Here is a 23,115-nt window from a genome sequence, read left to right as displayed (position 1 = left end):
TAAAATTTTTCAATAATTAAGGTTTCGTCTGTTCTGTGAGGTTTCTTGCAACGCTAGTGATCTAAGATCTTTTATATTACACATTTACCCATTTTTATATATTATAGGAATTCGATTCTCGGTTCTAGGGAATTGCTCCCTATATGAAATCGACAATAAATACGTAACAAAAGTTCTATTTATACGACAATTTTGTTCATTCACTAAAGCCACAGACCTATAGTTGTAATTCAATCACATGGGAGAATGATATTTTTCTAGATTGTGTGTAAAGCACACTATCCATCCAGTACTCTAAAACGCTAAACAAAAAAAGCCCGCCACGCCCCTAAAGGCGCAGCCAGGCTCCCTATCACTTCGGCACTGTCACATATAGCGACTTCCAATTCCCCTCATACTGCCCAACAGCATTCCGCGCCCGGATGACCAGATAATAACTCTTCCCCGGCTCCAGCCCCTGTACCTTCGACTCATACGGGTAGCGCTTCGTCCGGTCCCCAGCTCCGGCATAGGCCGCCGGGATATCCTTGCTCAGCTCGATGACCTTTGCGCCCTGCTCTTCAATCGGCTTGGCTTTATCAAAATCAGTGCCTTCCTTCGCATACAGCACATACGAGATCGGCCTTGCCGACGAATGCGCGACGTCCCACTGCACGAACACATCCTTACCTCGTACTGCAACCTGCTGAATGCCTTCGCGAGGACCGTCATACGGCTTTCCGTACAAACTTGGCGTCTTCGTGCTGCCCCACGTCGGGGCCGCAGGTTCAAGGCGATGGCCCGCGGCAAAATGGTTCACAATCGTCAGCCCAGCATCTGTCAAATAATGCACCATGCCGAGCTGCTCCGTCTCCTTCACGTCCTCCAGCAAGGTGGCTGGCGCAGCTGCTCCCGATGCGTCCGTTAAAGCTTGCTTCGCCGCGCCGCCGTCCGGGCCTTCCGCGTAGCCGAGGCTAAGCACCCGGAACCCGTCGCTGCGATCCGCCTCGGCGAGCAGCTTCTGCGCGTAGTTGTACTTGTTGTCGTTGAAGAACGATTCATTAAACCACTCGTCCGTGCGGCTGTCCAAGCGGAAGCTCTCGAACAGGACAAAGTCGACCGCTCCCCTCAGCGTATAGGCAAAGGCCGGCAAATCCGCATTGTAGTAAAACAGTCCGCGGTTGCCGAGCAGCAGCTTGTCCGGGTACCGCTGGCGAATGTTCTGCAGCAGTTCCTTCGTGCCCTTCGCCGTCCACTCGTATTCCGTAACGTTGTAGCTCGAAGCGTCCGTGTACGAATTCGGCGCGGCGGTGTCGAGCGTATCCAGGAACAGCCCGTCACAAGCAAACCCTGCTCCGAAATTCGGCGTCAGCAGTTCCTTAAGTCCGCTCACTTTATCGCTTGCAAAAGTCATGTCCTCGAGCGCCTTCAGCCACTCCGGATGCCCGGGATTGACGAACGCGCTGCCGAAGCCCGGGTTGAATTCCGGCACGCCCTCGGCACCGACCCGATCCGTAACGAAATTATCATTCAGGTAAAATGGCGCAAAGCCTTTGTTCGTCGGCTTGCCCGCCGCGCTATAGCTCCCGGCTAGCTCTCCGCCGTTAGGATACGGCGCTCCCGGCCGCGGATCGACCGAAGGACCGCTGCCGTCGAGCGTAAAGCGCGGGTCATTTTTCATAGCTTCTATGTTATCCTTGAATCCGTCCGTACGCTGGTCTTCACCGACCGAAATGTAGCCAAGCACGATGACATCGTCTGCGGCATCCGCGGGATCTTTGCCGGCGCGCAGCGTCTGGATTTGCTCCGTTGTCATGTTCTTAGCCGTTACAATCGCAAGCTGGGCGTGCGTCCGCGCTTCTTCCAGCTGCTCATTTGACCATGTGCCATAGTTCACGACATAGCGGTCCACCTGATTGCGCACCTGCTCCCGGCTTTGCAGCTTCACATTGCGGATCGCTTGAACAAGCGGCTCCGCTCCGTCCGATGAAACTGACAAACGGATCTCAAAAGTGCTGCCCGCTTCCACGCCATCCTTCGCTTTGTCCCACGCCACCGAGTACATCCGCTTTCCGGCCTGTACAGCCAGTTCTCCGCCGCTCTTTAACGTCGCCGTCCGGAAGTCCGTCTCCCCCTGCTTTTTCACCTGCAGCGTGACACGCAGCGATTGTGCGGAAGCCGATTCGAAGCTGAACATCACCGGGATCGTATCCGCATCCACCTTCTGCGGCGTCCATAGCGTAAGCTTACCCGCCGTTAACGGGCGTTTCGACACAGGGGTTACGGCTGGAGAAGGGGTCGACACCGGTTCTGTAGTATTTGAATTCTCGGCAGCTGCTCGAACACCGGACGCTTCCCGATGATTCCAGCCAAGCTGATCTCGCTCGATGATCGCCGCCGTTCCTGCCGCCGCAAACAGAACGGCACAGGCGATCAGCCATGGACGCCTCATCTTCCGGCGACGCTTCTGTTTCCTATATTCCGATTCCAGCCGTGACAATGAGGCCATAACCTGTTGATCTCCCTAGTAACAAATTGGATATATGTCCACTATAGGTGATAACTCACCAACCGACAATAGCAAAAAAAGGCTCCCGATCCTATAAGAAGAATCGAAAGCCTTGACACGGTTATTCGTCGATTATACTCCGTACGAAGCCGGATCCTCGCGCCAAGCATGCAGCTTGTCCAGATCCTCGCTGCGAATCGCGCCGCGTTCGGCGGCTACTTCCAGCAGGGTCGGATAGTCGGACAGCGTATGCAGCGGCATGCCGGCTTCGGCGAAAGCGTTCGTGCCGCGATCGAGCTTGTACGAGAAGATCGCCAGCACGCCGAGCGCCTGCGCTCCGGCTTCGTTCACTGCTAGCGCCGCCTTCAGCGAGGAGCCGCCTGTCGAAATCAAGTCCTCGATCACAACGACCTTTTGCCCTGGACGCACGACGCCCTCGATCAAATTTTCTTTGCCGTGGCCTTTCGCCTTATCGCGTACGTAGATCATCGGCAGACCGAGCTTTTGTGCGACCCATGCGGCATGCGGAATGCCCGCGGTCGCGGTTCCGGCGATCACTTCGGCGTCCGGATGATGTGTCCGGATCAGCTGTACGAAGCCGTCGGCGATCTGCTCGCGCACAGCCGGGTATGACATCGTCAGGCGGTTGTCGCAGTAGATCGGGGATTTCAATCCCGACGTCCAGGTGAACGGCTGCTGCGGACGCAGCGCTACCGCATCGATGCTGAGCAGCGAAGCGGCGATGTCCCGCGATAATTGCTGCAAATCGGTTGTCGTCATTGTATGATGTCTCCTCTACTATTGGATCGACTCGATAATAGATTCCAGCGCAGCACGCGGGTCGCCAGCCGCCGTAATCGGACGGCCGATGACAATGTAGCTGGAGCCCATGCGCAGCGCTTCCGCCGGCGTCAGCACGCGTGACTGGTCGCCGATGTCGGCCCCGGCCGGCCGGATTCCCGGCGTTACGGTGACAAAGCTGTCGCCAAGCTCGCGGCGCAGAGCCGGTACTTCGAGCGCCGAAACGACGACGCCGTCGAGTCCTGCAGTCTGCGCAAGCCGCGCATAGCGAAGCACGGCGTCCTCCACGCTGCCGGCAATACCGATTTCTTCATTGAGCATCGCTTGGCTCGTCGAGGTCAGCTGGGTGACAGCGATCACCAACGGCCTCATACCAACGCCGCCCGAAACCGCTTTGTCCACGCCTTCCAGCGCCGCTTCCATCATGGCTCGTCCGCCTGCGGCATGCACGTTGAACATATCGACACCGAGCCGCGCAACGCTCTCCGAACCGCCCTTGACGGTGTTCGGAATGTCGTGCATCTTCACGTCGAGAAATACGCGGTAGCCCCGCTCCTTCAGCCCGGTCACAAAACGTGGGCCTGCAGCATAGAACAGCTGCATGCCCACTTTCATGTAACACGGTATGCCTTGGAGCGAAGCGACGAGCGTTTCGGCTGCCGCCGCATCGGGGTAATCGAGCGCCACCATGATGCGGCTTGCAATTTCATTTTTTTCCGCCATCGCTTCCGTCGCCCCCTCTACTGATTTACACGTGCGCAGGCATAGCCCGCGACGAGAAGTTGACGGAATCGAGCATGTACAGCAGCGCCCGCACCGTATCGAGCGAGGTCAAGCAGACGACGCCGTTCTCGACCGCCTCGCGGCGGATGCGGAAGCCGTCGCGCTCCGGCTCTTTGCCTTTTGTCAGCGTGTTGACGACGATTTGCGCTTCTCCCGTACGGATCATATCGAGAATGTTCGGCGAGCCTTCATGCAGTTTGTTTACATGATTCACGCGCAGGCCGGCTTCTTCCATCGCCTTCGCCGTGCCGCCGGTAGCGACGATCTTGTAACCGAGGCGGGCGAAGCCTGTCATCAGCTCAATCGCTTCCTGCTTATCTTTATCCGCAACCGTAACGATGATGTTGCCGGTTGGCGGAATTTTCATGCCTGCTCCGATCAGCCCTTTGTACAGAGCCTTCGCATACGTCACGTCGCGGCCCATCACTTCGCCCGTCGACTTCATTTCCGGACCGAGCGTCGTGTCAACGCGGCGCAGCTTGGCGAAGGAGAACACCGGCACCTTGACCGATACGTGGTCGTCTTCGCGCCACAGTCCGGTTTCGTATCCCATATCGGCCAGCTTCTCGCCCATGATGGCGCGTGTCGCCACATTCGCCATCGGGATGTTCGTCACCTTGCTCAGGAACGGCACCGTACGCGAGGAGCGCGGGTTCACTTCGATGACGTACACTTCATCCTGGAAAATTACGAACTGAATGTTCACCAGACCGACGACGCGCAGCTCGCGGGCGATCTTGATCGTGATGTCGACGATCTTCTCTTTCAGCTCGGCGGACAGCGACTGCGGCGGGTAAACGGCGATCGAGTCGCCGGAGTGAACGCCCGCACGCTCGACGTGCTCCATGATGCCCGGAATCAGAACGGTTTCCTTATCGCAGATCGCGTCGACTTCGACTTCCTTGCCGAGCATGTAGCGGTCGATAAGAACCGGATGCTCCGGATTAATCGTCACCGCGTATTCCATGTAGCTGAGCAGCTCTTCGTCGGAGTAGACGATTTCCATTGCGCGTCCGCCAAGGACGTACGAAGGACGAACGAGCACCGGATAGCCGAACTGTGCAGCCGTGCCGACCGCTTCCCCGACCGACGTAACCGTGCCGCCCGGAGGCTGGGCGATGTTCAAACTGCGCAGCAGCGCCTCGAACTTCTTGCGGTCCTCGGCGGTGTCGATGCTCTCGAGATCCGAGCCGAGAATGCGCACGCCGGCGCGGGCCAGCGGAGCAGCGAGGTTAATCGCCGTTTGCCCGCCGAACTGGACGATTACGCCGATCGGCTTCTCGCGCTCGATGACGTTCATGACGTCCTCGAAGAACAGCGGCTCGAAGTATAGACGGTCGGACGTATTGAAGTCCGTGGACACCGTCTCCGGATTGTTATTGATAATGACGGCCTCGTAGCCAGCAGCCTGGATCGCCCAAACCGCATGAACCGTCGAGTAGTCGAACTCGATCCCCTGACCGATACGGATCGGACCGGAGCCAAGTACAACGACCTTCTCTTTGCTCGACTCCTGCACTTCGTCTTCCGTCTCATAAGTCGAGTAGTAATAAGGCGTCGTCGCTTCGAATTCCGCCGCGCACGTGTCAACCATTTTGTACACCGGCTTCAGGCCGTTCTGCAAGCGCAGCGCCCGCACATCCGCTTCCGCCGTATATTCCGAAGCACCGGCAGCTTTGCGCAGCTCGGCAACCGCACGGTCGGTAAACCCTTTGCGCTTGATCTCGAGCAGCAGCTCCGGCGTCAGCGGTTCGTTCGCGATCACTTTCTCGAACGCTACGAGGCCTTCCAGCTTATGCAGGAACCACCAGTCGATCTTCGTCAGCTCTTGCAGCTGCTCCAGCGTGTAGCCGCGGCGGTACGCTTCGGCGATCAGGAAAATACGCTCGTCGTCCGGCTTCTGCAGGCGCTGCTCCAGCGTTTCCTTATCAAGCGTCTCCGCGTCCTTCAGGCACAGGCGGTGCACGCCGATTTCCAGCGAGCGGACAGCTTTATGAATCGACTCCTCGAACGTACGGCCGATGGCCATCACTTCGCCGGTCGCTTTCATTTGCGTGCCGAGCTTGCGGTTTGCGCTGGTGAACTTGTCGAACGGCCAGCGCGGGATCTTCGATACGATGTAATCCAGCGTCGGCTCGAAGCAAGCGTACGTTTGCCCGGTTACCGGGTTCTTCAGCTCGTCGAGCGTATAGCCGATCGCGATCTTGGCCGCCATCTTGGCGATCGGGTAGCCGGTCGCCTTCGACGCGAGCGCCGAAGAACGCGACACGCGCGGGTTTACTTCGATGACATAGTATTGATACGAATGCGGGTCGAGCGCATATTGCACGTTACAGCCGCCCTCGATGTTCAGGGCGCGGATGATTTTGAGCGATGCGGAGCGCAGCATTTGGTACTCGCGGTCCGACAGCGTCTGGCTCGGCGCTACGACGATCGAATCGCCCGTATGTACGCCGACCGGGTCGAAGTTTTCCATGTTACAGACGACGATGCAGTTGTCGTTCGCGTCGCGCATCACCTCGTACTCGACTTCCTTCATACCCGCGATACTCTTCTCGACGAGGCATTGCCCGATCGGGCTGTAGCGGATACCCGACGAAACGATTTCCACGAGCTCTTCGTCCGTGTTACAGATGCCGCCGCCCGTGCCGCCCAGCGTGTACGCCGGACGCACGATGATCGGATAGCCGATCTCATGGGCAAAATCAAGCGCCTGCGCTACCGTCGTCACGATGACGCTCTCCGGTACCGGCTGCTCCAGCTCGCGCATCAGATCGCGGAACAGATCGCGGTCTTCGGCTTTCTCGATCGCCGTCAGCTGCGTGCCGAGCAGCTTGACGCCTTCGCGCTCGAGAACGCCCGCGCGCGCCAGCTCGACCGCCATATTGAGACCCGTCTGGCCGCCCAGAGTCGGCAGCAGACCGTCCGGACGCTCCGTGCGGATAATTTGCGTAACGAAGTCGAGCGTAATCGGCTCGATGTATACTTTGTCGGCCATGTTCGTATCGGTCATGATCGTCGCCGGGTTGGAGTTGATCAGAACGACCTCGAAGCCTTCTTCCTTCAGCGCTTGGCAAGCCTGCGTACCGGCGTAATCGAACTCGGCCGCCTGGCCGATAACGATCGGACCGGAGCCGATCACGAGAATTTTTTTCAAGTCTTTACTTCTGGGCATACGTAAGCTCTCCTTTCCGATTCGCCGACTGGCCTGCGCTTTCGCGCCATGCGGCTTGCATTTGGGCTTGGCGCGGCAGCTGCGGGTTCGCCAGCTTGTGGTTACGGATCATCTCCAGGAATTCGTCGAACAGGTAGGACGAGTCGAACGGTCCCGGAGCCGCTTCCGGATGGTACTGTACGGAGAACGCCGGATGCACCTTGTGGCGCAGCCCTTCGATCGTTCCGTCGTTATTGTTGATATGCGTCACTTCGAGCTCCGTGCCGACGATCGATTCGTCCAGTACGGTGTAGCCGTGGTTCTGCGAAGTGATGTAGCAGCGGCCGGACAACAGATCCTTTACAGGATGGTTGCCGCCGCGGTGGCCGAACTTCAGCTTGCCCGTATCGGCGCCGCAAGCGAGCGCGAACAGCTGGTGGCCGAGGCAGATGCCGAAGATCGGCATGGTGCCGAGCAGCTCCCGGATCGTCGTTACCGCATGAGCGACGTCCTTCGGATCCCCGGGACCGTTGGACAGCAGCACGCCGTCCGGAGACAAGCGGCGAATTTGCTCAGCGGTCGTATCGTGCGGAACGACGACGACGTCGCAGCCGCGCCCCGCCAAGTCGCGGATAATGCCGCTCTTCGAGCCGAAGTCGATGACGACGACACGCTCCTTTGTTCCCGGTGCGCTGAACACGCTCTTGGTCGAGACGCGAGGCACTTGGTCCGTCATCAAGGACGTACCGTTCATCTGCTCGAGCAGCTCTTCGACGCGTTTGTTCGACGTCGTCAGAATGCCTTTCATGACGCCATGGTGACGAATGCGCCGCGTCAGCATGCGCGTATCGATATCGCTGATCCCGATGATGCCGTACTCCTTCAGGAGGCTGTCGAGCGTGTACTCGGCGCGCCAGTTGCTGGGTGCCAGCTCGTGCTGACGAACGACGAAACCGTGAATGAACGGTCTCACCGACTCGAAGTCGTCGCGGTTAATTCCATAGTTGCCGATCAGCGGATACGTCATCGTGACGATCTGCCCGCAATATGAAGGGTCAGAGAGCACCTCCTGATAGCCTGTAATTCCTGTGTTGAACACGACTTCGCCTACGGAGTCGCCTTCGGCTCCGAACGCTTTCCCTGTGAACAGGGTTCCATCTTCCAGCAGCAGCCTTGCCTGCATTGCTCTTCAGCTCCTTCTTCATCTATAGTCAGAACGTGATTGGTAATTACTCGCTCCACACAACACTGCCGCCGACCATGGTCAGTACCGGCCAGCCGTGCAGCTTCCAGCCGCCGAACGGCGTATTATTGCTCTTCGACAGGAAGCTCGCCGGGTCTACGGCCCGCTCCGTCTCGAGATCGATGATCGTAATGTCCGCCGGCAAACCTTCCTCCAGCCGCCCGTACGGCAGGCCGAACACCTCGGCGGGCGCCGAAGTCATCTTCTCGACGAGGAAGCGCAGCGTCCAGCGTCCCGTCTTGACGAACTTCGTGTACAGCAGCGGGAAAGCCGTCTCGAAGCCGACGATGCCGAACGGCGCCAGCATCATGCCCTTCGCTTTCTCCTCCGCGGAATGCGGCGCATGGTCGGTAACGACGATGTCGAGCGTGCCGTCCTCAATCCCCTCGATCACCGCCTGCACGTCGCGCGGAGAACGCAACGGCGGATTCATTTTCCAGTTCGCATCGAGTCCCGGAATGTCTTCATCCGACAGGATCAGGTGATGCGGGCACACTTCCGCGGTAACCCGGAAGCCGAGCTGCTTCGCCTGCCGGATCAGCCGAACCGACTGCTCCGTCGATACATGGCACACATGGTAATGGACGCCCGTCGCTTCCGCCAGCAAAATATCCCGTCCGACGTGAATCGCCTCCGACTCGTTCGGAATGCCCTTCAGGCCGTGCTTGCGGGCAAAAGCGCCTTCCGTCACCGGCGCCCCTTCAACCAGCGTATTGTCCTCGCAGTGCGCGATGATCGGCAGATCGAGCGACTTCGCGAACGCCATCGCATCCTTCATCATCTGCGCGCTTTGCACGCCGACCCCGTCATCCGTGAAGCCGATCGCCCCTGCTTCCTTTAGCGCGGTAAAGTCCGTCAGCTCGCGGCCAAGCTCGTTCTTCGTGATGCAGCCGTAGGGCAGCACGCGAACGCCGTTTCCTTCCGTCCTCGCCTTGTCGAGCACGTACTTGACCGTGTCGACCGTGTCGATGACCGGGCGCGTATTCGGCATGCATGCGATCGTCGTGAAGCCGCCCTTGGCCGCCGAGCGCGTGCCCGTCGCGATCGTTTCCTTATGCTCGAAGCCCGGCTCGCGCAGATGCACGTGCATGTCGACCAGTCCGGGCGCCACGAGCTTGCCTGCCGCGTCAATCGTCTCGTGTCCGCTCGTGTCCGGCAATCCTGCCGCAGCATCAGCGATCTGCTTAATGCTTCCGTTATCCACCAGAATGTGGCGTTGCGACTGTCCTTCACGGCCGACTGTCAGTCCGTTCAATATCCAAGTTCCCATGAGCGCCTCCATTTACGTTATGATGGCATGCGCCTAAAGGCGCTTATCCATGTGAGATTATTTAGCTCAGCACGCGCTCGATTACCGCCATGCGGATCGGTACGCCGTGAGCCATTTGGGTGAAAATTTTACTGCGGTCGCATTCCACCAGCTCGTCGTCGATCTCGACTCCGCGGTTGACCGGCGCCGGGTGCATGATGATCGCATGAGGCTGCATGCGCGACGCCCGCTCGACCGTCAAGCCGAATTGCTCCCGGTAATCTTCGGCGGAGCGGATCAATCCTTTATCGTGTCGTTCGAGCTGAACCCGGAGCATCATGACGACGTCGGCGCGAAGCGCCTCATCGATCGTGACGTACGGCGCGTTCAGCTCCTTCGCCTGCATCGAGTCCGGCGCGCAGAACGCGACGTTCGCACCGAGCTCGGTCAGCCCGTACAGGTTGGAGCGAGCTACCCGGCTGTGCAGGATGTCTCCGACGATCGAGACGTTCAGCCCCTTCACGTCGCCGAAGTGCTTGCGCATCGTGTACAGGTCGAGCAGCGCTTGCGTCGGATGCTCGTTGTTGCCGTCGCCGGCGTTCACGAGCGCGACGTTCAGCTTGCCCGCCAGCTCCTGCAGCACGCCCGTCGGCTTCAGCCGGATGACGGCGGCATCGATGCCGATCGACTCGAGCGTGCGCATCGTGTCGTAGATCGATTCGCCCTTCTGTACGCTCGACTCGGCCGACGAGAAGTTCAGCACTTCGGCGCCGAGCCGTTTCTCCGCCATCTCGAACGAGAAGCGGGTGCGGGTGCTATTTTCAAAGAAAGTGTTGGCCACGAACTTGCCTCGCAGCACGTCGGATACTTTCGCAGCGGATTGCTCCCAGTAAGCGGCCCGGTCCAGAATGCCCGCGATCTCTTGTTTGTCCATGCCCTTCAGGCCGAGCAGGTGTTTCGTTCTCATGGTGACAGCTCCCATCAAGCACTCCCCCTGTTGTGTAGAATCACGACGCCGTCCTGGCCGTCCACTTCGTTTAGCTTGACTTCAATTTTCTCCTGCTTGGAGGTCGGAACGTTCTTGCCTACGTAATCCGGGCGAATCGGCAGCTCCCGGTGGCCCCGGTCGATCAGCACAGCGAGCTGTATCATTTGCGGCCGGCCGAGATCGATGAGCGCATCGAGCGCCGCCCGGACGGTGCGGCCGGTGTAGAGCACATCGTCGAACAAAATGATTTTCTTGTCCTGGATGTTGAGCGAGCCGCCCTTTTCCGCCGATTCGACCGACTTCAGACGCGCCCTGTCGTCCCGGTATAGGGTGATATCGAGCTCGCCGACCGGAATCGGCACGCCCTCGATGTCTTGAATCCGCTCGGCGACCCGCTGTGCCAAGTAGATGCCCCTGGTTCGTATGCCGATCAGCATGCAGTTGTCGACACCTTTATTTTTTTCCAATATCTCGTGGGCAATCCTCGTCAGCGCCCGGCGGATCGCCATATCGTCGAGGATGAGATGCTGCTCGACCATCATCGGCATGCTCCTCTCTTTACTGCCTGGTGTGCGCACAAAAAAGCTCCTTGTCCGATTCGACAAGGAGCGGGTACGCTTCGCGTATGAAGCTGGGCTGCGGCTGTGCCCTGCACTAGTCTGCATCCTGCGGGTGCAGCTAAGCAGACGCATGCCGGCTTGCTCGGCCCGCCGCGTCTCGCGCATGCGGTTGCCGAAGCCATCCTGCTTCGTTCGATCACCTTGTCAGCCTCACGGGACTGATTTTAAAGGTTGCATATGGGATTACAGTGATTATGCCACTTTCGACAAAGCCTGTCAATACGAAGATGCGCTGAAATTTTCATAAACTAGGTGCGATATGCACGGGTCATGTCCTGCCGCCGCAGAGGCCTTCACTCGGAACGACAGCTAAATCATTTTGTCGAACCGCGTAAGTTTTGGTAATATAGAAGAGTTGACTACCCTACTTAAGGAGATGGAACCCATGAGCGAAATGAACACGATGGAAATTATCCAGTTCATTAGAGACAGCAAGAAGAAAACACCGGTGAAAGTATATGTGAAGGGCAACCTCGAAGCGATCGATTTCGGCAGCGAAATCCAATCGTTCATCTCCGGCAAGAGCGGCGTGCTGTTCGGCGAGTGGACGGCAGTCCAAGCGATCCTGGACGCTAACAAAGCCAACATCGAAGATTACGTTGTGGAGCATGACCGCCGCAACTCCGCGATTCCGCTGCTCGACCTCAAGAATATCAACGCACGCATCGAGCCGGGCGCAATTATCCGCGACAAAGTACATATCGGCGACAACGCCGTCATTATGATGGGCGCACTGATCAATATCGGCGCATCCGTCGGCGAAGGTACGATGATCGACATGAACGCCGTACTCGGCGGACGTGCCCAAGTCGGTAAAATGTGCCACATCGGCGCAGGCGCCGTCGTTGCCGGCGTTATCGAGCCGCCTTCAGCTCAGCCTTGCGTTATTGAAGACGACGTTCTGGTCGGCGCTAATGCCGTCATCCTCGAAGGCGTGCGCATCGGTCAAGGCTCGGTTGTCGCTGCCGGCGCCATCGTTACGCAGGACGTAGAGCCGTTCACCGTCGTTGCCGGCGCACCGGCACGCGTGATCAAGAAGGTCGACGACAAGACGAAGTCCAAGACGGAAATTCTCGCCGATCTGCGTAAGCTGTAAAATGACGAAGCGCGGCGGCATGCCGCTCGCGCATCGGGAGGTGTAGCGGATGACCGCGTTAAGTCCTTTCGTAGAGCTTCGCCGCAAGCTGCATCAAATTCCCGAGCCGGGCTTCGAAGAGTTCAAGACTCAGCAGCTGCTGTTGGACGAGCTGGCGAAGCTGCCGCAGGAACGGCTCACGATCCGTACGTGGCGGACCGGCATCCTCGTCCGCATCGCAGGGACAAACCCGGCGAAGCGGTTCGGCTACCGCGCCGACATGGACGGATTGCCGATTCCCGAGCAGACGTCGCTGCCATTCCCTTCCCTTCACCCCGGCTATATGCATGCGTGCGGGCACGACCTTCATATGGCGATCGGGATGGGCATCGTCAGCGAGTTTGCGTCTGCGCCGATGAAGGACGACCTGATCGTCCTTTTTCAGCCGGCGGAGGAAGGTCCGGGCGGGGCGCTGCCGATGCTTGGAGCCGAGGAGCTGCAGGATTGGATGCCGGATCAGATTGCCGGGCTGCATATCGCTCCGGAATATCCGGTTGGGACGATTGCGACGAAGCCGGAGATCTTGTTCGCGAACACGTCCGAGCTGTTCATCGACTTGACCGGCCGCGGCGGCCACGCCGCTTTCCCCCATCTCGCGAACGACATGATCGTCGCAGCGGCGCAGATGGTCGGCCAGCTGCAGACGATTGTCGCACGGAACGTCAATCCGCTCGATTCGGCGGTCATCACGATCGGCAAAATCGAGGGCGGCACCAAGCAGAACATCATCGCCGAGAAGGCGCGTCTCGAAGGAACGATCCGCACCTTGTCCGCGCAGTCGATGGAGCTGGTCAAAGGCCGGATTGAAGCCGTCGTTCGCGGCATCGAGCAGTCATTCGATTGCCAAGCCCACATCGACTACGGCTCGAACTACAAGCAGGTGTACAACGATCCTGCATTAACCGCCGAGTTTATGGAATGGCTGCGCGGCGATCAGGAGTATACGGGGGTTGAGCTCGTGGAATGTCCGGTTGCAATGACCGGCGAAGATTTCGGCTATTTCCTTGAGCGGATTCCGGGCTTCATGTTCTGGCTCGGCGTCGATACGCCGTATGGCCTGCACCATGCGAAGCTGGAGCCGAATGAGGGCGCAATTGATGTTGCGATTCGAACGGTGAGCCGCTATTTGAGGTGGAAGTCGGGGAACTGACGTTGTACCGGCATCGGCAATGCCAGCATGAAATCAAGAAAGCACCTGGTATACGAGGGAGATCCTCGCATCCAGGTGCTTTTTGCATGTAGTTAACGAATTGTCAGTACGTCCTCGACATCGAACCCATTATATTTTACAATAACATATCCGATTTCGGCAACAACTCATCCATACCAACCTCTGCGTTACCCCAGCTTCTTCACAAACCGCTCCACCCGGTCCAGCGCCTGCTCCAGCACATCGTCCGCATATGCGTACGACAGCCGCACGTACCCTTCGCCATATGATGTGAACGCGTCACCAGGCACGACGGCCACCTTCTCTTCCTCGAGCAGCCTGTACGCAAACTCCTCCGAGCGCAGCCCGAACCGTTCAATGGACGGGAACACGTAGAACGCCCCGCTCGGCTTCTCGGCCGCGAGGCCCATTCGGCTAAGCCGGTCCAGCACGTAATCCCGCCGCCGTACATAAGCTTCCCGCATCGGCAGCGCATCGTCCGCCCCGTGCGTCAAAGCTTCCAAAGCGGCATACTGGCTCACCGAGCTCGCGCAAGTGACGTTGTACTGATGCACCTTCACCAAATGCTGAGTCAATGCAGCCGGCGCGAACGTGAAGCCGATGCGCCAGCCGGTCATCGCATGCGACTTCGACAACCCGTTAATGACGATCGTCTTCTCCCGCATTCCGCCAATCGCGGCAATGGAGCGATGCGGCTCCCCGTACACAAGCTCGCTGTAAATTTCGTCAGACAACACGAACACTTCGCGCTGCTCCAGCAATGCAGCCAAATCGTTCAGCTCCGCCTCGCTGAGCACCTGCCCCGTCGGGTTCGAAGGGTAACACAGGATCACGCAGCGCGTCCGCTCCGTCAAATGCGGCTCGAGCAGCTCGGCTGTCAGCTTAAAGCCGTTCTTCCGCGTATCGACGTACACCGGAACTCCTCCGGCGAGCCGGATCAACGGCTCATACCCCGGATATACAGGCGCCGGCAAAATCACTTCCGCCCCCGGCGTCACGATCGTCCGCAGCACAATGTCCACGGCCTCGCTGGCACCAACGGTCACAATCACTTCATCCGCGCCTCGATACGTTAATCCGTACTTCGAGCCGACGAACGCCGCTGCAGCCTGACGAAGCTCCAAAATGCCGGGATTCGGCGTATAGACCGTCTTCTGCTGCTCCAGTGCCCGTTTTCCCGCTTCAACGATGTGAGCCGGCGTCGGAAAATCCGGCTGCCCGATCGTCAGCGTCAGCGCCCCCGGGATTTCGGCGACCCGGTTCGATATTTTGCGGATGCCCGATATTTGAATCTCTTTCACCGCGGGATTGATCAAATGCTCCATAGCCGACTGCTCCTCTCTCCCCAAGTAACCCAATCCAACCAAACGCGGCTCCTTACGAAGTCCGCAAAATATGCAGCAAATGCTCCATATCCGCCGGCAGCGGCGCTTCGAACATAAGCAGCTCCTTCGTCCGCGGGTGCTCGAAGCCGAGCTTCGCCGCATGCAGCGCCTGCCCGTCCATCTTCAGCCCTTTGCTGCGGCCGTACATCGGATCGCCTACCAGCGGATGGCCGATAAACTTCATATGGACGCGAATTTGATGCGTACGCCCGGTTTCCAGCTTAAGCTCCACCAGCGTATAATCGGCAAACCGCTCCATTACGTGAAAATGCGTCACGGCTTCCTTGCTGTTTTTATCCGTCACGGTAAACATTTTCCGGTCGTACGAATCCCGTCCGATCGGCGCGTCGATCGTCCCTTGGTCATGCGACAGAACGCCGTGGACGAGCGCGATATATTTTCGATGGACGGAATGAGCCTTCAGCTGCGCCGCGAGACTGGCATGCGCCTGATCGTTCTTGGCCGCCATCAGCAAACCGGTCGTATCCTTATCGATTCGATGAACGATCCCGGGCCGCAGCTCGCCGTTAATGCCCGACAGATCGCGGCAGTGATACATCAGCGCGTTGACGAGCGTTCCCGACGTATGGCCCGGCGCCGGATGTACGACAAGCCCCCGCTGCTTGTTGATCACGATAACGTCCGGATCTTCATATACGATGTCGAGCGGAATCGGCTCCGGGTCGATGTCGACGCCGGCAGGCTCCGGTACCGTCACCACAACACGGTCTCCCGCGCCCAGCTTATAATTCGGCTTTATCGTCCCGCCGTTCACCGTTACATGCCCGCTTTGAATCCACAGCTGCACCTGAGACCGCGATGTCTCCGTGTCCAGCGATTCCGTCACGTATTTGTCGATCCGCTCGCCCGCCGAGGCTTCGTCGACGGTCCATTCCAGCACATCCTGCAGCTCCAGCTCCGCGGCGATGTCCTCTATCTCAGCGTCAGCCTTGTTCTTGTTCATGTTCCTGCGTCGCCGCCATTCTTTGCTTATTGTCCCGCCGGGCCCCCAGTATCGCTTCCAGGAAAATCAAAGCGACACCGATCACAATCGCCGCATCGGCGATATTAAAGATCGGGTACGTGTAGTAAATATGCTTCCCGAACCAGTCAAATTCAAAATTAAACTGCAGGAAATCGACGACTTCTCCATACAATGCGCGATCGATGAAGTTGCCGACCGCACCGCCGAGCAGCAAGCTCAGAGCGAAGCAGAGCAAGAGCCTGCGCTCCTGCCTCATCCGTTGCAGGTACCATATAATGCCGATGACCACAGCGATGGTAATGACGAGGAAGAGCCACCGCTGCCCCTGCAAAATCGAGAACGCGGCCCCCTTGTTGCGATGCGACGTCAGCAGAAAGAAATTTCCGATTACCGAATGCGCTTCACCGAGCGTCATATTCGTTTTGATGAGCCATTTTGTCGCCTGATCCACAAGAATGATAACGATTGCGTACAAATAATACTTCACGCCGTCTCCCCCTCCTGCAATTTCCTCGTTAAAACGAAGCACGAACGCCAACACTAACGGCACAGCAGTCCCATGAAAGGAGCTTACTGCGAATGGACGAACTGACGAAACAACAAATGGACGCACTCCGGCTGAAGCTGCTAGAGGAGAAAGTCAGCCTTGAGCGGCGGCTCCACGATAACGAGCATTATCAATTGGCCGGACACTCTCAGCTGGAAAGTCTGACGGAGCTGTCCATGTATGACAATCACCCGGCCGATATCGGCTCGGAAACGTTCGAGCGGGCCAAAGATTTGGCCTTAACCGAGCATACCGAGCATGAGCTGGAGCAAGTAAACAGAGCCTTGCGAAATATCGAAAATCATACCTACGGCATATGCAAAACTTGCGGCGCGCCAATCGATTACGAGCGTCTTGAAACGATTCCTACGACGGAATACTGCGTAGCCCACGTCCCGGACCCGAAGGAATCCGACCGGCGTCCGATCGAGGAAGAGCTGCTGCAGCCGCCATTCGGCCGGACAAGCCTGGATGAGCTGGATTCTTCGCAAAACCAGTTTGACGGCGAGGACGCATGGCAAATCGTCGAAAGCTGGGGCAACTCGGATTCTCCGGCCATGTCGGAAAATCCGAACGCCGACGATTACAATAATATCTTCATCGAAGCCGATGAACACGAGGGCTTCGTCGAAGCGTACGAAAGCTTTGTCGCAACCGATCTGTACGGTCAACAGGTTACGGTTATTCGCAGCAAGCAGTACCGCGACTATTTGAACAGCGGCGAAGGCGAGGGCTTACTTGAGCCCGACCGTTACGAGGAGTAGCATGGAAAGGGAGCCCGCACGACACGGGCTCCTTGATGTTTCCAAGCTAATACGTGTAACCTTCCCGTTCCAGATGCTGCTGCACATGCTCGATCAAATTGGCGATGTAGTCGCCGATAATCGGCAGGTTGAGCGCACCGAGCGCCTGCAATACATAAACGATCGTTGATGTGAAAATCGTAAAGCCGATCGCAATGCCCACCCCCCGCGAAATGCCGGACACCAAATTCAGCATCGCCAGCCGCCAAGGCTTATGCATCAGCTGTACATAATCGGCGATTTGCGATTTTTCCATCGTCCATGCAATTTCGTCGATACGCTCGCGCAGCGAGACGATCAGCTTGCGCTGCTCGCTGACTGCGCCTGTCTCAATGCTGTCTGCCATAGGATGCACCTGCCTCCAAGCCGAACCCTCGCCGGCCGGCCGGGAGCTGTAAGGCCGGATATGGCCGCCAATCCCGGCACGCCGCAGGAAGGTCAGTTATTGATGGCCCACGTAATGCGTCTCAACGACGTCATTGCACCGTTTGCACAGCGTAGGATGTTCTTTACTTTGCCCGACTTCCGGCGTCACTATCCAGCAGCGCTCGCACTTCTCGCCGTCGGCCGTCAGTACGGCGACCGCGGTATGCTTGCCTTTGAGCGCCATGTCCGGTGCCGCATCGTAGCCGCCGCCGATTTCGGCCTGCGATACGATGAACAGCTGATCGAGATGCTCGAACTTGCCCAAGAGCTCCGCCGACTCTTCGTTCGGATACAGCACAACCTTTGCGCCGAGCGAGTTGCCGATCGTCTTGGCCTGACGCGCTTCCTCCAGCGCCTTCAGCACTTCGTCCCGAATGTGCAGGAATTGCTCCCACTTCCGCTCCATTGCTTCATCGAACAGAGAGCTGTCGACTTGAGGCAGCTCCGCAACCTGTACGCTGAACAGCTCCGTACCCGGGATAAACTTCCATACTTCGTCGGCCGTATGCGGCAGAATCGGCGAGATCAGTGTCGTGATCGCCACGAGAGCGTCATACATGACGGTTTGGGACGCTTTGCGGGCCGGGTCGTTCACGGCGTTCGCATACAATCGGTCCTTAATGATATCCAGGTAGAACGAGCTCATCTCAACGGCACAGAAGTGATGAATCGACTGATATACCAGATGGAATTCGTACTTGTCGTACGCCTTCGTTACCCGCTCGATCATCCGGTGCAGCCGCGCCAGCGCGAAGCGGTCCAGCTCGCTCATTGCCTGCGGTGCGACGCGATCGGTTTGCGGGTTGAAGCCGCCCAGATTGCCGAGCATGAAACGCAGCGTATTGCGGATTTTCCGGTATACCTCGGAAATTTGATTCAGAATCGCATCGGATATCCGTTGGTCGGACTGATAGTCGGACGAAGCTACCCATAGACGGAGAATGTCGGCGCCCAGCTTTTGGCTGACCTGCAGCGGATCGATCGTATTGCCAAGCGACTTCGACATCTTGCGTCCTTCGCCATCGAGAGTAAAGCCGTGGCTGAGCACCGCTTTGTACGGCGCTTGGCCTTTAACTGCAACCCCGGTGATGAGTGAAGAGTTAAACCAGCCGCGGTATTGGTCGGACCCTTCCAAATACAAGTCGGCCGGCCATTGCAGATCATCGCGCGTTTCCAGCACGCCCATATGCGACGAACCGGAATCGAACCATACGTCCATAATGTCCGTTTCTTTGCGGAACTCGCCGTGGCCGCACTCCGGACAAGTGGTGCCAGCCGGCAGCAGCTCTTGGTCGGATTTCAAGAACCAGGCGTTGGAGCCTTCCTTCTCGAAGATGCCGGCAATGTGCTCGATCGTTGCATTGTTGACAAGCGGATGGTTACACGAGCGGCAGTACACGATCGGAATCGGCACGCCCCATACCCGCTGACGGGAAATACACCAGTCGCCGCGTTCGGCGATCATATTGTGCAGGCGAACCTCGCCCCATTCCGGCGTCCACTCCACCCGCTTGATCTCATCCAGCATGGCCTCCCGGAACTTATCGACGGAAGCGAACCACTGCTCGGTTGCCCGGAAAATAACCGACTTCTTCGTCCGCCAATCATGCGGGTATTGGTGCTGGATTTGCAGCTGCTTGAGCAGATGGCCGCTCTCCTCCAGCTTGGCGATGACGAGCTGATTGCCTTTCTCATAGAACACGCCTTCGAAGCCCGGCGCTTCCTTCGTGAAGTGCCCTTGATCATCGACTGGATTGAGCACGCCGATATTGTAGCGCTGGCCGATGACGAAGTCGTCCTCGCCGTGTCCAGGCGCCGTATGGACGCAGCCCGTACCGGCTTCCAGCGTGACATGCTCGCCCGTCATAACCAGCGAAGTCCGGTCGTAGAACGGATGCTTGCATGTGACGAGCTCCAGCTCGCTGCCCTTCACTGTGGATATGACGTTCCATTCCGTCCAGCCGATTTCCTTCGCCGCGGCTTCCAGCAGTCCCTGTGCGAGCACATATTTCCGGCCGCCCGTCTCAACGACGGCGTAGTCGAACTCCGGATGCACCGAGATGCCGAGATTCGCCGGAAGCGTCCAAGGCGTCGTCGTCCAGATGACGATCGCCGCATCCTGCGGCAGCTTACCCTTACCGTCCTGAACGTCGAAGGCGACGTAGATCGAAGGCGACGTCTTGTCGCGGTATTCGATCTCCGCTTCGGCGAGCGCGCTCTCCGAGGACGGCGACCAATAAACCGGCTTCAAGCCCTTGTAGATATACCCCTTCTCCACCATACCGCCGAACAGGCGGATTTGCTGCGCTTCGAACTGCGGCTGAAGCGTGATGTACGGGTTGTTCCAGTCGCCGCGGATACCCATCCGGCGGAACTGCGCCTTCTGCTTCTCGACCCACTCCAGCGCATACGCTTTGCAGTACTCGCGGAATTCAGGCACGCTCATTTTCTTCCGGTCGACCTTGCCGCCGTTGGCGATCGCCTGCTCGATCGGCAGGCCGTGCGTATCCCAGCCCGGTACGTAAGGGGCGTCGTAGCCCTGCAGCGTCTTGAAGCGGACGATAATATCCTTCAGCGTCTTGTTGAGGGCATGGCCGATATGAATGTCGCCGTTCGCATACGGAGGTCCGTCGTGAAGCACCCATTTCGGTTGGCCGCGGCGGCTCTCCTGCACTTTGGCGTACACGTCGATCTCGTCCCACCACTGCTGCATTTTCGGCTCCGCCTGCGGCAGATTGCCGCGCATCGGGAAATCGGTTTGCAGCAAATTCAGCGTTTTACTATAATCCATCGTTATGACCCCTTTCCAATTCGGTCTTTCATGTATGGGAGGGCAACAAAAAAGCCCCGTCATCCCCAAAGGGACGAGGAGCTCTCGCGGTACCACCCTAATTAGCAAGCCATCTGTCCTCCGCCGCGCGCAGCGGTGCAGCAGGAATAAGGCATGCTCACTTCACACATCGGTAACGGAATGACCCGGCCTTCCATAGTGGGTAAGTTCGCTAGGCGAAATTACCGTTCCGGCGGCACTCTTGGGAGATCTTCGCTCGTGTGTGCAGCACCGGGCTTCCACCAATCCCCGGCTCGCTGTCTGCATATGGACGAACTACTCGGCCCAATCATCGTTTTGCCACAATAACTTATTACGAAGTATAGCGAATTCGCTCCGCTCAGTCAACAGAACGGAAGCCCGCCTTAAAACCCTTGGCCGCCTTCTTCGCCGTTACCCGGCTCGAGCGCCTTCCAATCGTCCTTGCTGAGCAGCTCCAGCTGCGCCTCGACCAGCGTTCTAAAGCGCGTCCGGTATACCGACGCCTGCTTCTTCAGCTCCTCGATCTCCAGTGCAATCTTGCGCGAGCGGGCGAGCGACTCGTTGATGATCCGATCGGCGTTCTTCTCCGCTTCCTTCAGGATCAGCTGCGCTTCCTTCTTGGAATTGTTCTTCACTTCGTCGGCCGCTTCCTGCGCAACGATAATCGTCTTGCTCAGCGTCTCTTCGATCGTCGCAAAATGGTCGAGCCGCTCCTGCAGCGTAGCCACCTGGCTCTGCAAATCTTTGTTCTCGCGGATGAGCGCCTCGTAATCTTTAATCACTTGATCGAGAAATTCGTTCACTTCGTCTTCATCGTAGCCTCTGAACGAGCGTCCGAACTCCTTGTTATGTATATCGAGCGGCGTTAACGGCATCCGTGCACCTCCGGCAGTAGTAAAAGTAGTCCTAACTAGCATTCGACAAGAAGCAGGAAATTCCTGCACCGAAGCGACAAAAAAGTTGACTTTTGCAGTTATACGAACTTGCCGACCTTAACCCGCAGCCGTCCGCTTTTCGTCGTCCCTTCGACCTCCAGCACTTTAAACCGTCCGAACCCCTGCATCGACACCATATCGCCGGCCTTCAGCTGGGCGCTCGGATTCTCCTCAGGCTTCCAGTTGACTCTGCACCGTCCCGCTTGAATCGGCACAAGCGCCTTCGCCCGGCTCAGCTTCCATACGTCGCCGACGATCCCGTCGAGCCGCATCGATGCGACGGATAAGCTCATTTCCTGCAGCTCTGAGCCGGTCGTGGCCAGCTTGTCCAGCGGCAGCAATTCGGTATGTACGGCAACGCGATGTACTTGCGACAAATTCAACCGCAAATAATCGGCAGCCTCTTCCGCGACAAGATAATGGCAGCCGGCCTCTCCCGCGTGAATATCCCCGATTTTATCCCGCTTCATCCCGAGCGCAAGCAGCGCTCCCATATAGTCGCTGTGCTCCAGCTGCGCGATCTTTGCATCGGCCGACGTAACGGCAAGCACCCGGATGCCCATATCCTCATCATCCAAGGATAGGTAATCCGGGGCAATAATCGCCCGCTTGCGTTCCGCTTCGGGATATCCGCCGTCCAGCCTTACCTGTACGTCGGGATTGCGGTTCGCCAGCGTCTCCAGAATGAATGCCTGGCGCGGATCGAGAAAATCGGTTCGCCGCACTTGATGGTTATCGGCCGCCCGCTCGATCCAGTCCAGCGCTTTATCGACAAAGTGGTGCTCATCCGGATGAAAATGAACGCGAAAGTCTGTGCTCACGGATCGTCACCTACAGGAACAGGCCCAGTACATATTGCACGACAACCTTAAGGCCCAATCCTACAAAGTTTAGTGCGATCAGCGCGACGATGGGTGAAATATCGATCGGACCGATCGAAGGAATAATTCTGCGAAAAATACTCAAGTAAGGCTCCGTCAAGCGCCCGAGTAGATTACCAATGAAGCTTTCCCTGGCATTAGGAAACCAAGACAGCAAAATATAACCGATAATCATATACGTATAGATTTGTTCCAAGACAGTAATGGCACTAATGACCGTGATCAGCAACAAGTTCACCTCAGTTCCGAGGAGCAACTAGCCCTCGTTAATCATTTCTGTAATCGAGCCCTGGATGTCTACCGTGTCCGGCGTACAGAGGAAAATGTTCGGACCTACCTTGGCTATCGTTCCGTTCAAAGCATACACGGTTCCGCTCAAGAAATCCACAATGCGAAGCGCCTGATCGGGCCGGACGCGCTGCAGGTTGACGATAACCGGCCGGCGGGAACGAAGGTGATCGGCGATTTCCTGTGTCTCCTCGTAGGAACGCGGCTCATTCAGGACAACCTTCACATTTTTCTGGGAATGGATGCTGACGATGTTGCTCTTCCCTTTTGTAGTATTACGTGCTTCGAACGTGTTGGTTTCAGGTTCTTCGACTTGCTCTACAATCCGTTCGCGTTCGATGACTTCCTCTTCTTCCTGCAAGCCCAGAAAATTCATGAATTTGTTCATGACGCCCATAATTTCTCCTCCCATACTAAGGTC

General features: G+C 57.7%; 20 protein-coding genes and 1 other annotated feature. Of the genes, 3 read left to right on the top strand and 17 right to left on the bottom strand.

Annotated features, from left to right (window positions below; translation table 11 throughout):
- Positions 1-352: 352 nt before the first annotated feature.
- The 8 genes from ACFFK0_RS17310 to pyrR form a co-directional block, all read right to left on the bottom strand.
- On the bottom strand, positions 353-2,488 hold the full coding sequence (locus ACFFK0_RS17310) for a putative glycoside hydrolase (protein WP_377471542.1): 2,136 nt from the start codon (positions 2,486-2,488) through the stop codon (positions 353-355).
- Between the two features lie 132 nt (positions 2,489-2,620).
- Positions 2,621-3,268, bottom strand: coding sequence for an orotate phosphoribosyltransferase (gene pyrE, locus ACFFK0_RS17305; protein ID WP_377471541.1), 648 nt, complete (start codon positions 3,266-3,268; stop codon positions 2,621-2,623).
- Positions 3,269-3,286: 18 nt separating this feature from the next.
- A complete protein-coding gene (gene pyrF / locus ACFFK0_RS17300; RefSeq protein ID WP_377471539.1) occupies positions 3,287-4,012 on the bottom strand; it encodes an orotidine-5'-phosphate decarboxylase in 726 nt (241 codons plus the stop codon).
- Positions 4,013-4,037: 25 nt separating this feature from the next.
- Positions 4,038-7,247, bottom strand: a complete 3,210-nt coding sequence (gene carB / locus ACFFK0_RS17295; RefSeq protein WP_377471538.1) for a carbamoyl-phosphate synthase large subunit — start codon at positions 7,245-7,247, stop codon at positions 4,038-4,040.
- Positions 7,234-8,409, bottom strand: coding sequence for a glutamine-hydrolyzing carbamoyl-phosphate synthase small subunit (gene carA / locus ACFFK0_RS17290; RefSeq protein ID WP_377471537.1), 1,176 nt, complete (start codon positions 8,407-8,409; stop codon positions 7,234-7,236). Before carA ends, carB begins: the two co-directional genes overlap by 14 nt.
- A gap of 46 nt (positions 8,410-8,455) precedes the next feature.
- Positions 8,456-9,739 (bottom strand): dihydroorotase, encoded by a 1,284-nt coding sequence (gene pyrC, locus ACFFK0_RS17285; protein WP_377471536.1) that lies wholly within the window; start codon positions 9,737-9,739, stop codon positions 8,456-8,458.
- 61 nt (positions 9,740-9,800) lie between these two features.
- Positions 9,801-10,685 carry an aspartate carbamoyltransferase catalytic subunit gene (locus tag ACFFK0_RS17280; RefSeq protein ID WP_377471535.1) on the bottom strand — a complete coding sequence of 295 codons (885 nt, stop codon included), beginning with the start codon at positions 10,683-10,685 and terminating at the stop codon, positions 9,801-9,803.
- A gap of 14 nt (positions 10,686-10,699) precedes the next feature.
- On the bottom strand, positions 10,700-11,248 hold the full coding sequence (gene pyrR / locus ACFFK0_RS17275) for a bifunctional pyr operon transcriptional regulator/uracil phosphoribosyltransferase PyrR (RefSeq protein WP_377471534.1): 549 nt from the start codon (positions 11,246-11,248) through the stop codon (positions 10,700-10,702).
- A gap of 463 nt (positions 11,249-11,711) precedes the next feature.
- Between pyrR and dapD the strand changes: the two genes are divergently transcribed.
- Positions 11,712-12,422, top strand: a complete 711-nt coding sequence (gene dapD, locus ACFFK0_RS17270) for a 2,3,4,5-tetrahydropyridine-2,6-dicarboxylate N-acetyltransferase (protein ID WP_377471533.1) — start codon at positions 11,712-11,714, stop codon at positions 12,420-12,422.
- Between the two features lie 49 nt (positions 12,423-12,471).
- Complete coding sequence (locus ACFFK0_RS17265; RefSeq protein WP_377471532.1) at positions 12,472-13,611, top strand: N-acetyldiaminopimelate deacetylase; 1,140 nt, start codon at positions 12,472-12,474, stop codon at positions 13,609-13,611.
- Between the two features lie 188 nt (positions 13,612-13,799).
- On the opposite strand, the gene ACFFK0_RS17260 is transcribed toward ACFFK0_RS17265, so the two are convergent.
- Genes ACFFK0_RS17260 through lspA form a run of 3 tightly spaced genes read right to left on the bottom strand, consistent with a single transcriptional unit; the run spans position 13,800 to position 16,489 of the window.
- A complete protein-coding gene (locus ACFFK0_RS17260; RefSeq protein WP_377471531.1) occupies positions 13,800-14,957 on the bottom strand; it encodes an aminotransferase A in 1,158 nt (385 codons plus the stop codon).
- Between the two features lie 52 nt (positions 14,958-15,009).
- Positions 15,010-15,981 (bottom strand): RluA family pseudouridine synthase, encoded by a 972-nt coding sequence (locus ACFFK0_RS17255; RefSeq protein WP_377471530.1) that lies wholly within the window; start codon positions 15,979-15,981, stop codon positions 15,010-15,012.
- Positions 15,962-16,489, bottom strand: coding sequence for a signal peptidase II (lspA, locus tag ACFFK0_RS17250; RefSeq protein ID WP_377471529.1), 528 nt, complete (start codon positions 16,487-16,489; stop codon positions 15,962-15,964). Before lspA ends, ACFFK0_RS17255 begins: the two co-directional genes overlap by 20 nt.
- A 92-nt stretch (positions 16,490-16,581) precedes the next feature.
- On the opposite strand from lspA, the gene ACFFK0_RS17245 reads away from it, so the two are divergent.
- Positions 16,582-17,313: a TraR/DksA C4-type zinc finger protein gene (locus ACFFK0_RS17245; protein WP_377471528.1), complete on the top strand. Its 732-nt coding sequence runs from the start codon at positions 16,582-16,584 to the stop codon at positions 17,311-17,313.
- Between the two features lie 46 nt (positions 17,314-17,359).
- Here the strand turns inward: ACFFK0_RS17245 and ACFFK0_RS17240 are convergent, their stop codons facing one another.
- From ACFFK0_RS17240 to ACFFK0_RS17215, 6 genes are all read right to left on the bottom strand, one after another.
- A complete protein-coding gene (locus ACFFK0_RS17240) occupies positions 17,360-17,698 on the bottom strand; it encodes a DUF5665 domain-containing protein (protein WP_377471527.1) in 339 nt (112 codons plus the stop codon).
- Between the two features lie 96 nt (positions 17,699-17,794).
- Positions 17,795-20,569: an isoleucine--tRNA ligase gene (ileS, locus tag ACFFK0_RS17235; protein ID WP_377471526.1), complete on the bottom strand. Its 2,775-nt coding sequence runs from the start codon at positions 20,567-20,569 to the stop codon at positions 17,795-17,797.
- Positions 20,570-20,635: 66 nt separating this feature from the next.
- Positions 20,636-20,910 (bottom strand) — a binding site (T-box leader).
- Positions 20,911-20,973: 63 nt separating this feature from the next.
- Positions 20,974-21,465, bottom strand: coding sequence for a DivIVA domain-containing protein (locus tag ACFFK0_RS17230; protein ID WP_377471525.1), 492 nt, complete (start codon positions 21,463-21,465; stop codon positions 20,974-20,976).
- A gap of 98 nt (positions 21,466-21,563) precedes the next feature.
- Positions 21,564-22,346, bottom strand: coding sequence for a YlmH family RNA-binding protein (locus ACFFK0_RS17225; protein WP_377471524.1), 783 nt, complete (start codon positions 22,344-22,346; stop codon positions 21,564-21,566).
- A gap of 10 nt (positions 22,347-22,356) precedes the next feature.
- Positions 22,357-22,662: a YggT family protein gene (locus ACFFK0_RS17220; RefSeq protein WP_377471523.1), complete on the bottom strand. Its 306-nt coding sequence runs from the start codon at positions 22,660-22,662 to the stop codon at positions 22,357-22,359.
- Positions 22,663-23,091, bottom strand: coding sequence for a cell division protein SepF (locus tag ACFFK0_RS17215; RefSeq protein WP_377471522.1), 429 nt, complete (start codon positions 23,089-23,091; stop codon positions 22,663-22,665). It abuts the gene before it with no gap.
- Positions 23,092-23,115 lie beyond the last annotated feature (24 nt).

It is taken from the genome of Paenibacillus chartarius (genome assembly GCF_042432825.1).
GTDB lineage: Bacteria > Bacillota > Bacilli > Paenibacillales > NBRC-103111 > Gordoniibacillus > Gordoniibacillus chartarius.
This window is presented reverse-complemented; position numbering and strand designations above follow the sequence as displayed.

Excerpts from the sequence above, each read along its gene's own strand:
- ACFFK0_RS17310 (WP_377471542.1), bottom strand. The coding sequence starts at position 2,488 with ATGGCCTCATTGTCACGGCTGGAATCGGAATATAGGAAACAGAAGCGT.
- pyrE (WP_377471541.1), bottom strand. The coding sequence starts at position 3,268 with ATGACGACAACCGATTTGCAGCAATTATCGCGGGACATCGCCGCTTCG.
- pyrF (WP_377471539.1), bottom strand. The coding sequence starts at position 4,012 with ATGGCGGAAAAAAATGAAATTGCAAGCCGCATCATGGTGGCGCTCGAT.
- carB (WP_377471538.1), bottom strand. The coding sequence starts at position 7,247 with ATGCCCAGAAGTAAAGACTTGAAAAAAATTCTCGTGATCGGCTCCGGT.
- carA (WP_377471537.1), bottom strand. The coding sequence starts at position 8,409 with ATGCAGGCAAGGCTGCTGCTGGAAGATGGAACCCTGTTCACAGGGAAA.
- pyrC (WP_377471536.1), bottom strand. The coding sequence starts at position 9,739 with ATGGGAACTTGGATATTGAACGGACTGACAGTCGGCCGTGAAGGACAG.
- ACFFK0_RS17280 (WP_377471535.1), bottom strand. The coding sequence starts at position 10,685 with ATGAGAACGAAACACCTGCTCGGCCTGAAGGGCATGGACAAACAAGAG.
- pyrR (WP_377471534.1), bottom strand. The coding sequence starts at position 11,248 with ATGATGGTCGAGCAGCATCTCATCCTCGACGATATGGCGATCCGCCGG.
- dapD (WP_377471533.1), top strand. The coding sequence starts at position 11,712 with ATGAGCGAAATGAACACGATGGAAATTATCCAGTTCATTAGAGACAGC.
- ACFFK0_RS17265 (WP_377471532.1), top strand. The coding sequence starts at position 12,472 with ATGACCGCGTTAAGTCCTTTCGTAGAGCTTCGCCGCAAGCTGCATCAA.
- ACFFK0_RS17260 (WP_377471531.1), bottom strand. The coding sequence starts at position 14,957 with ATGGAGCATTTGATCAATCCCGCGGTGAAAGAGATTCAAATATCGGGC.
- ACFFK0_RS17255 (WP_377471530.1), bottom strand. The coding sequence starts at position 15,981 with ATGAACAAGAACAAGGCTGACGCTGAGATAGAGGACATCGCCGCGGAG.
- ACFFK0_RS17245 (WP_377471528.1), top strand. The coding sequence starts at position 16,582 with ATGGACGAACTGACGAAACAACAAATGGACGCACTCCGGCTGAAGCTG.
- ACFFK0_RS17240 (WP_377471527.1), bottom strand. The coding sequence starts at position 17,698 with ATGGCAGACAGCATTGAGACAGGCGCAGTCAGCGAGCAGCGCAAGCTG.
- ileS (WP_377471526.1), bottom strand. The coding sequence starts at position 20,569 with ATGGATTATAGTAAAACGCTGAATTTGCTGCAAACCGATTTCCCGATG.
- ACFFK0_RS17230 (WP_377471525.1), bottom strand. The coding sequence starts at position 21,465 with ATGCCGTTAACGCCGCTCGATATACATAACAAGGAGTTCGGACGCTCG.
- ACFFK0_RS17215 (WP_377471522.1), bottom strand. The coding sequence starts at position 23,091 with ATGGGCGTCATGAACAAATTCATGAATTTTCTGGGCTTGCAGGAAGAA.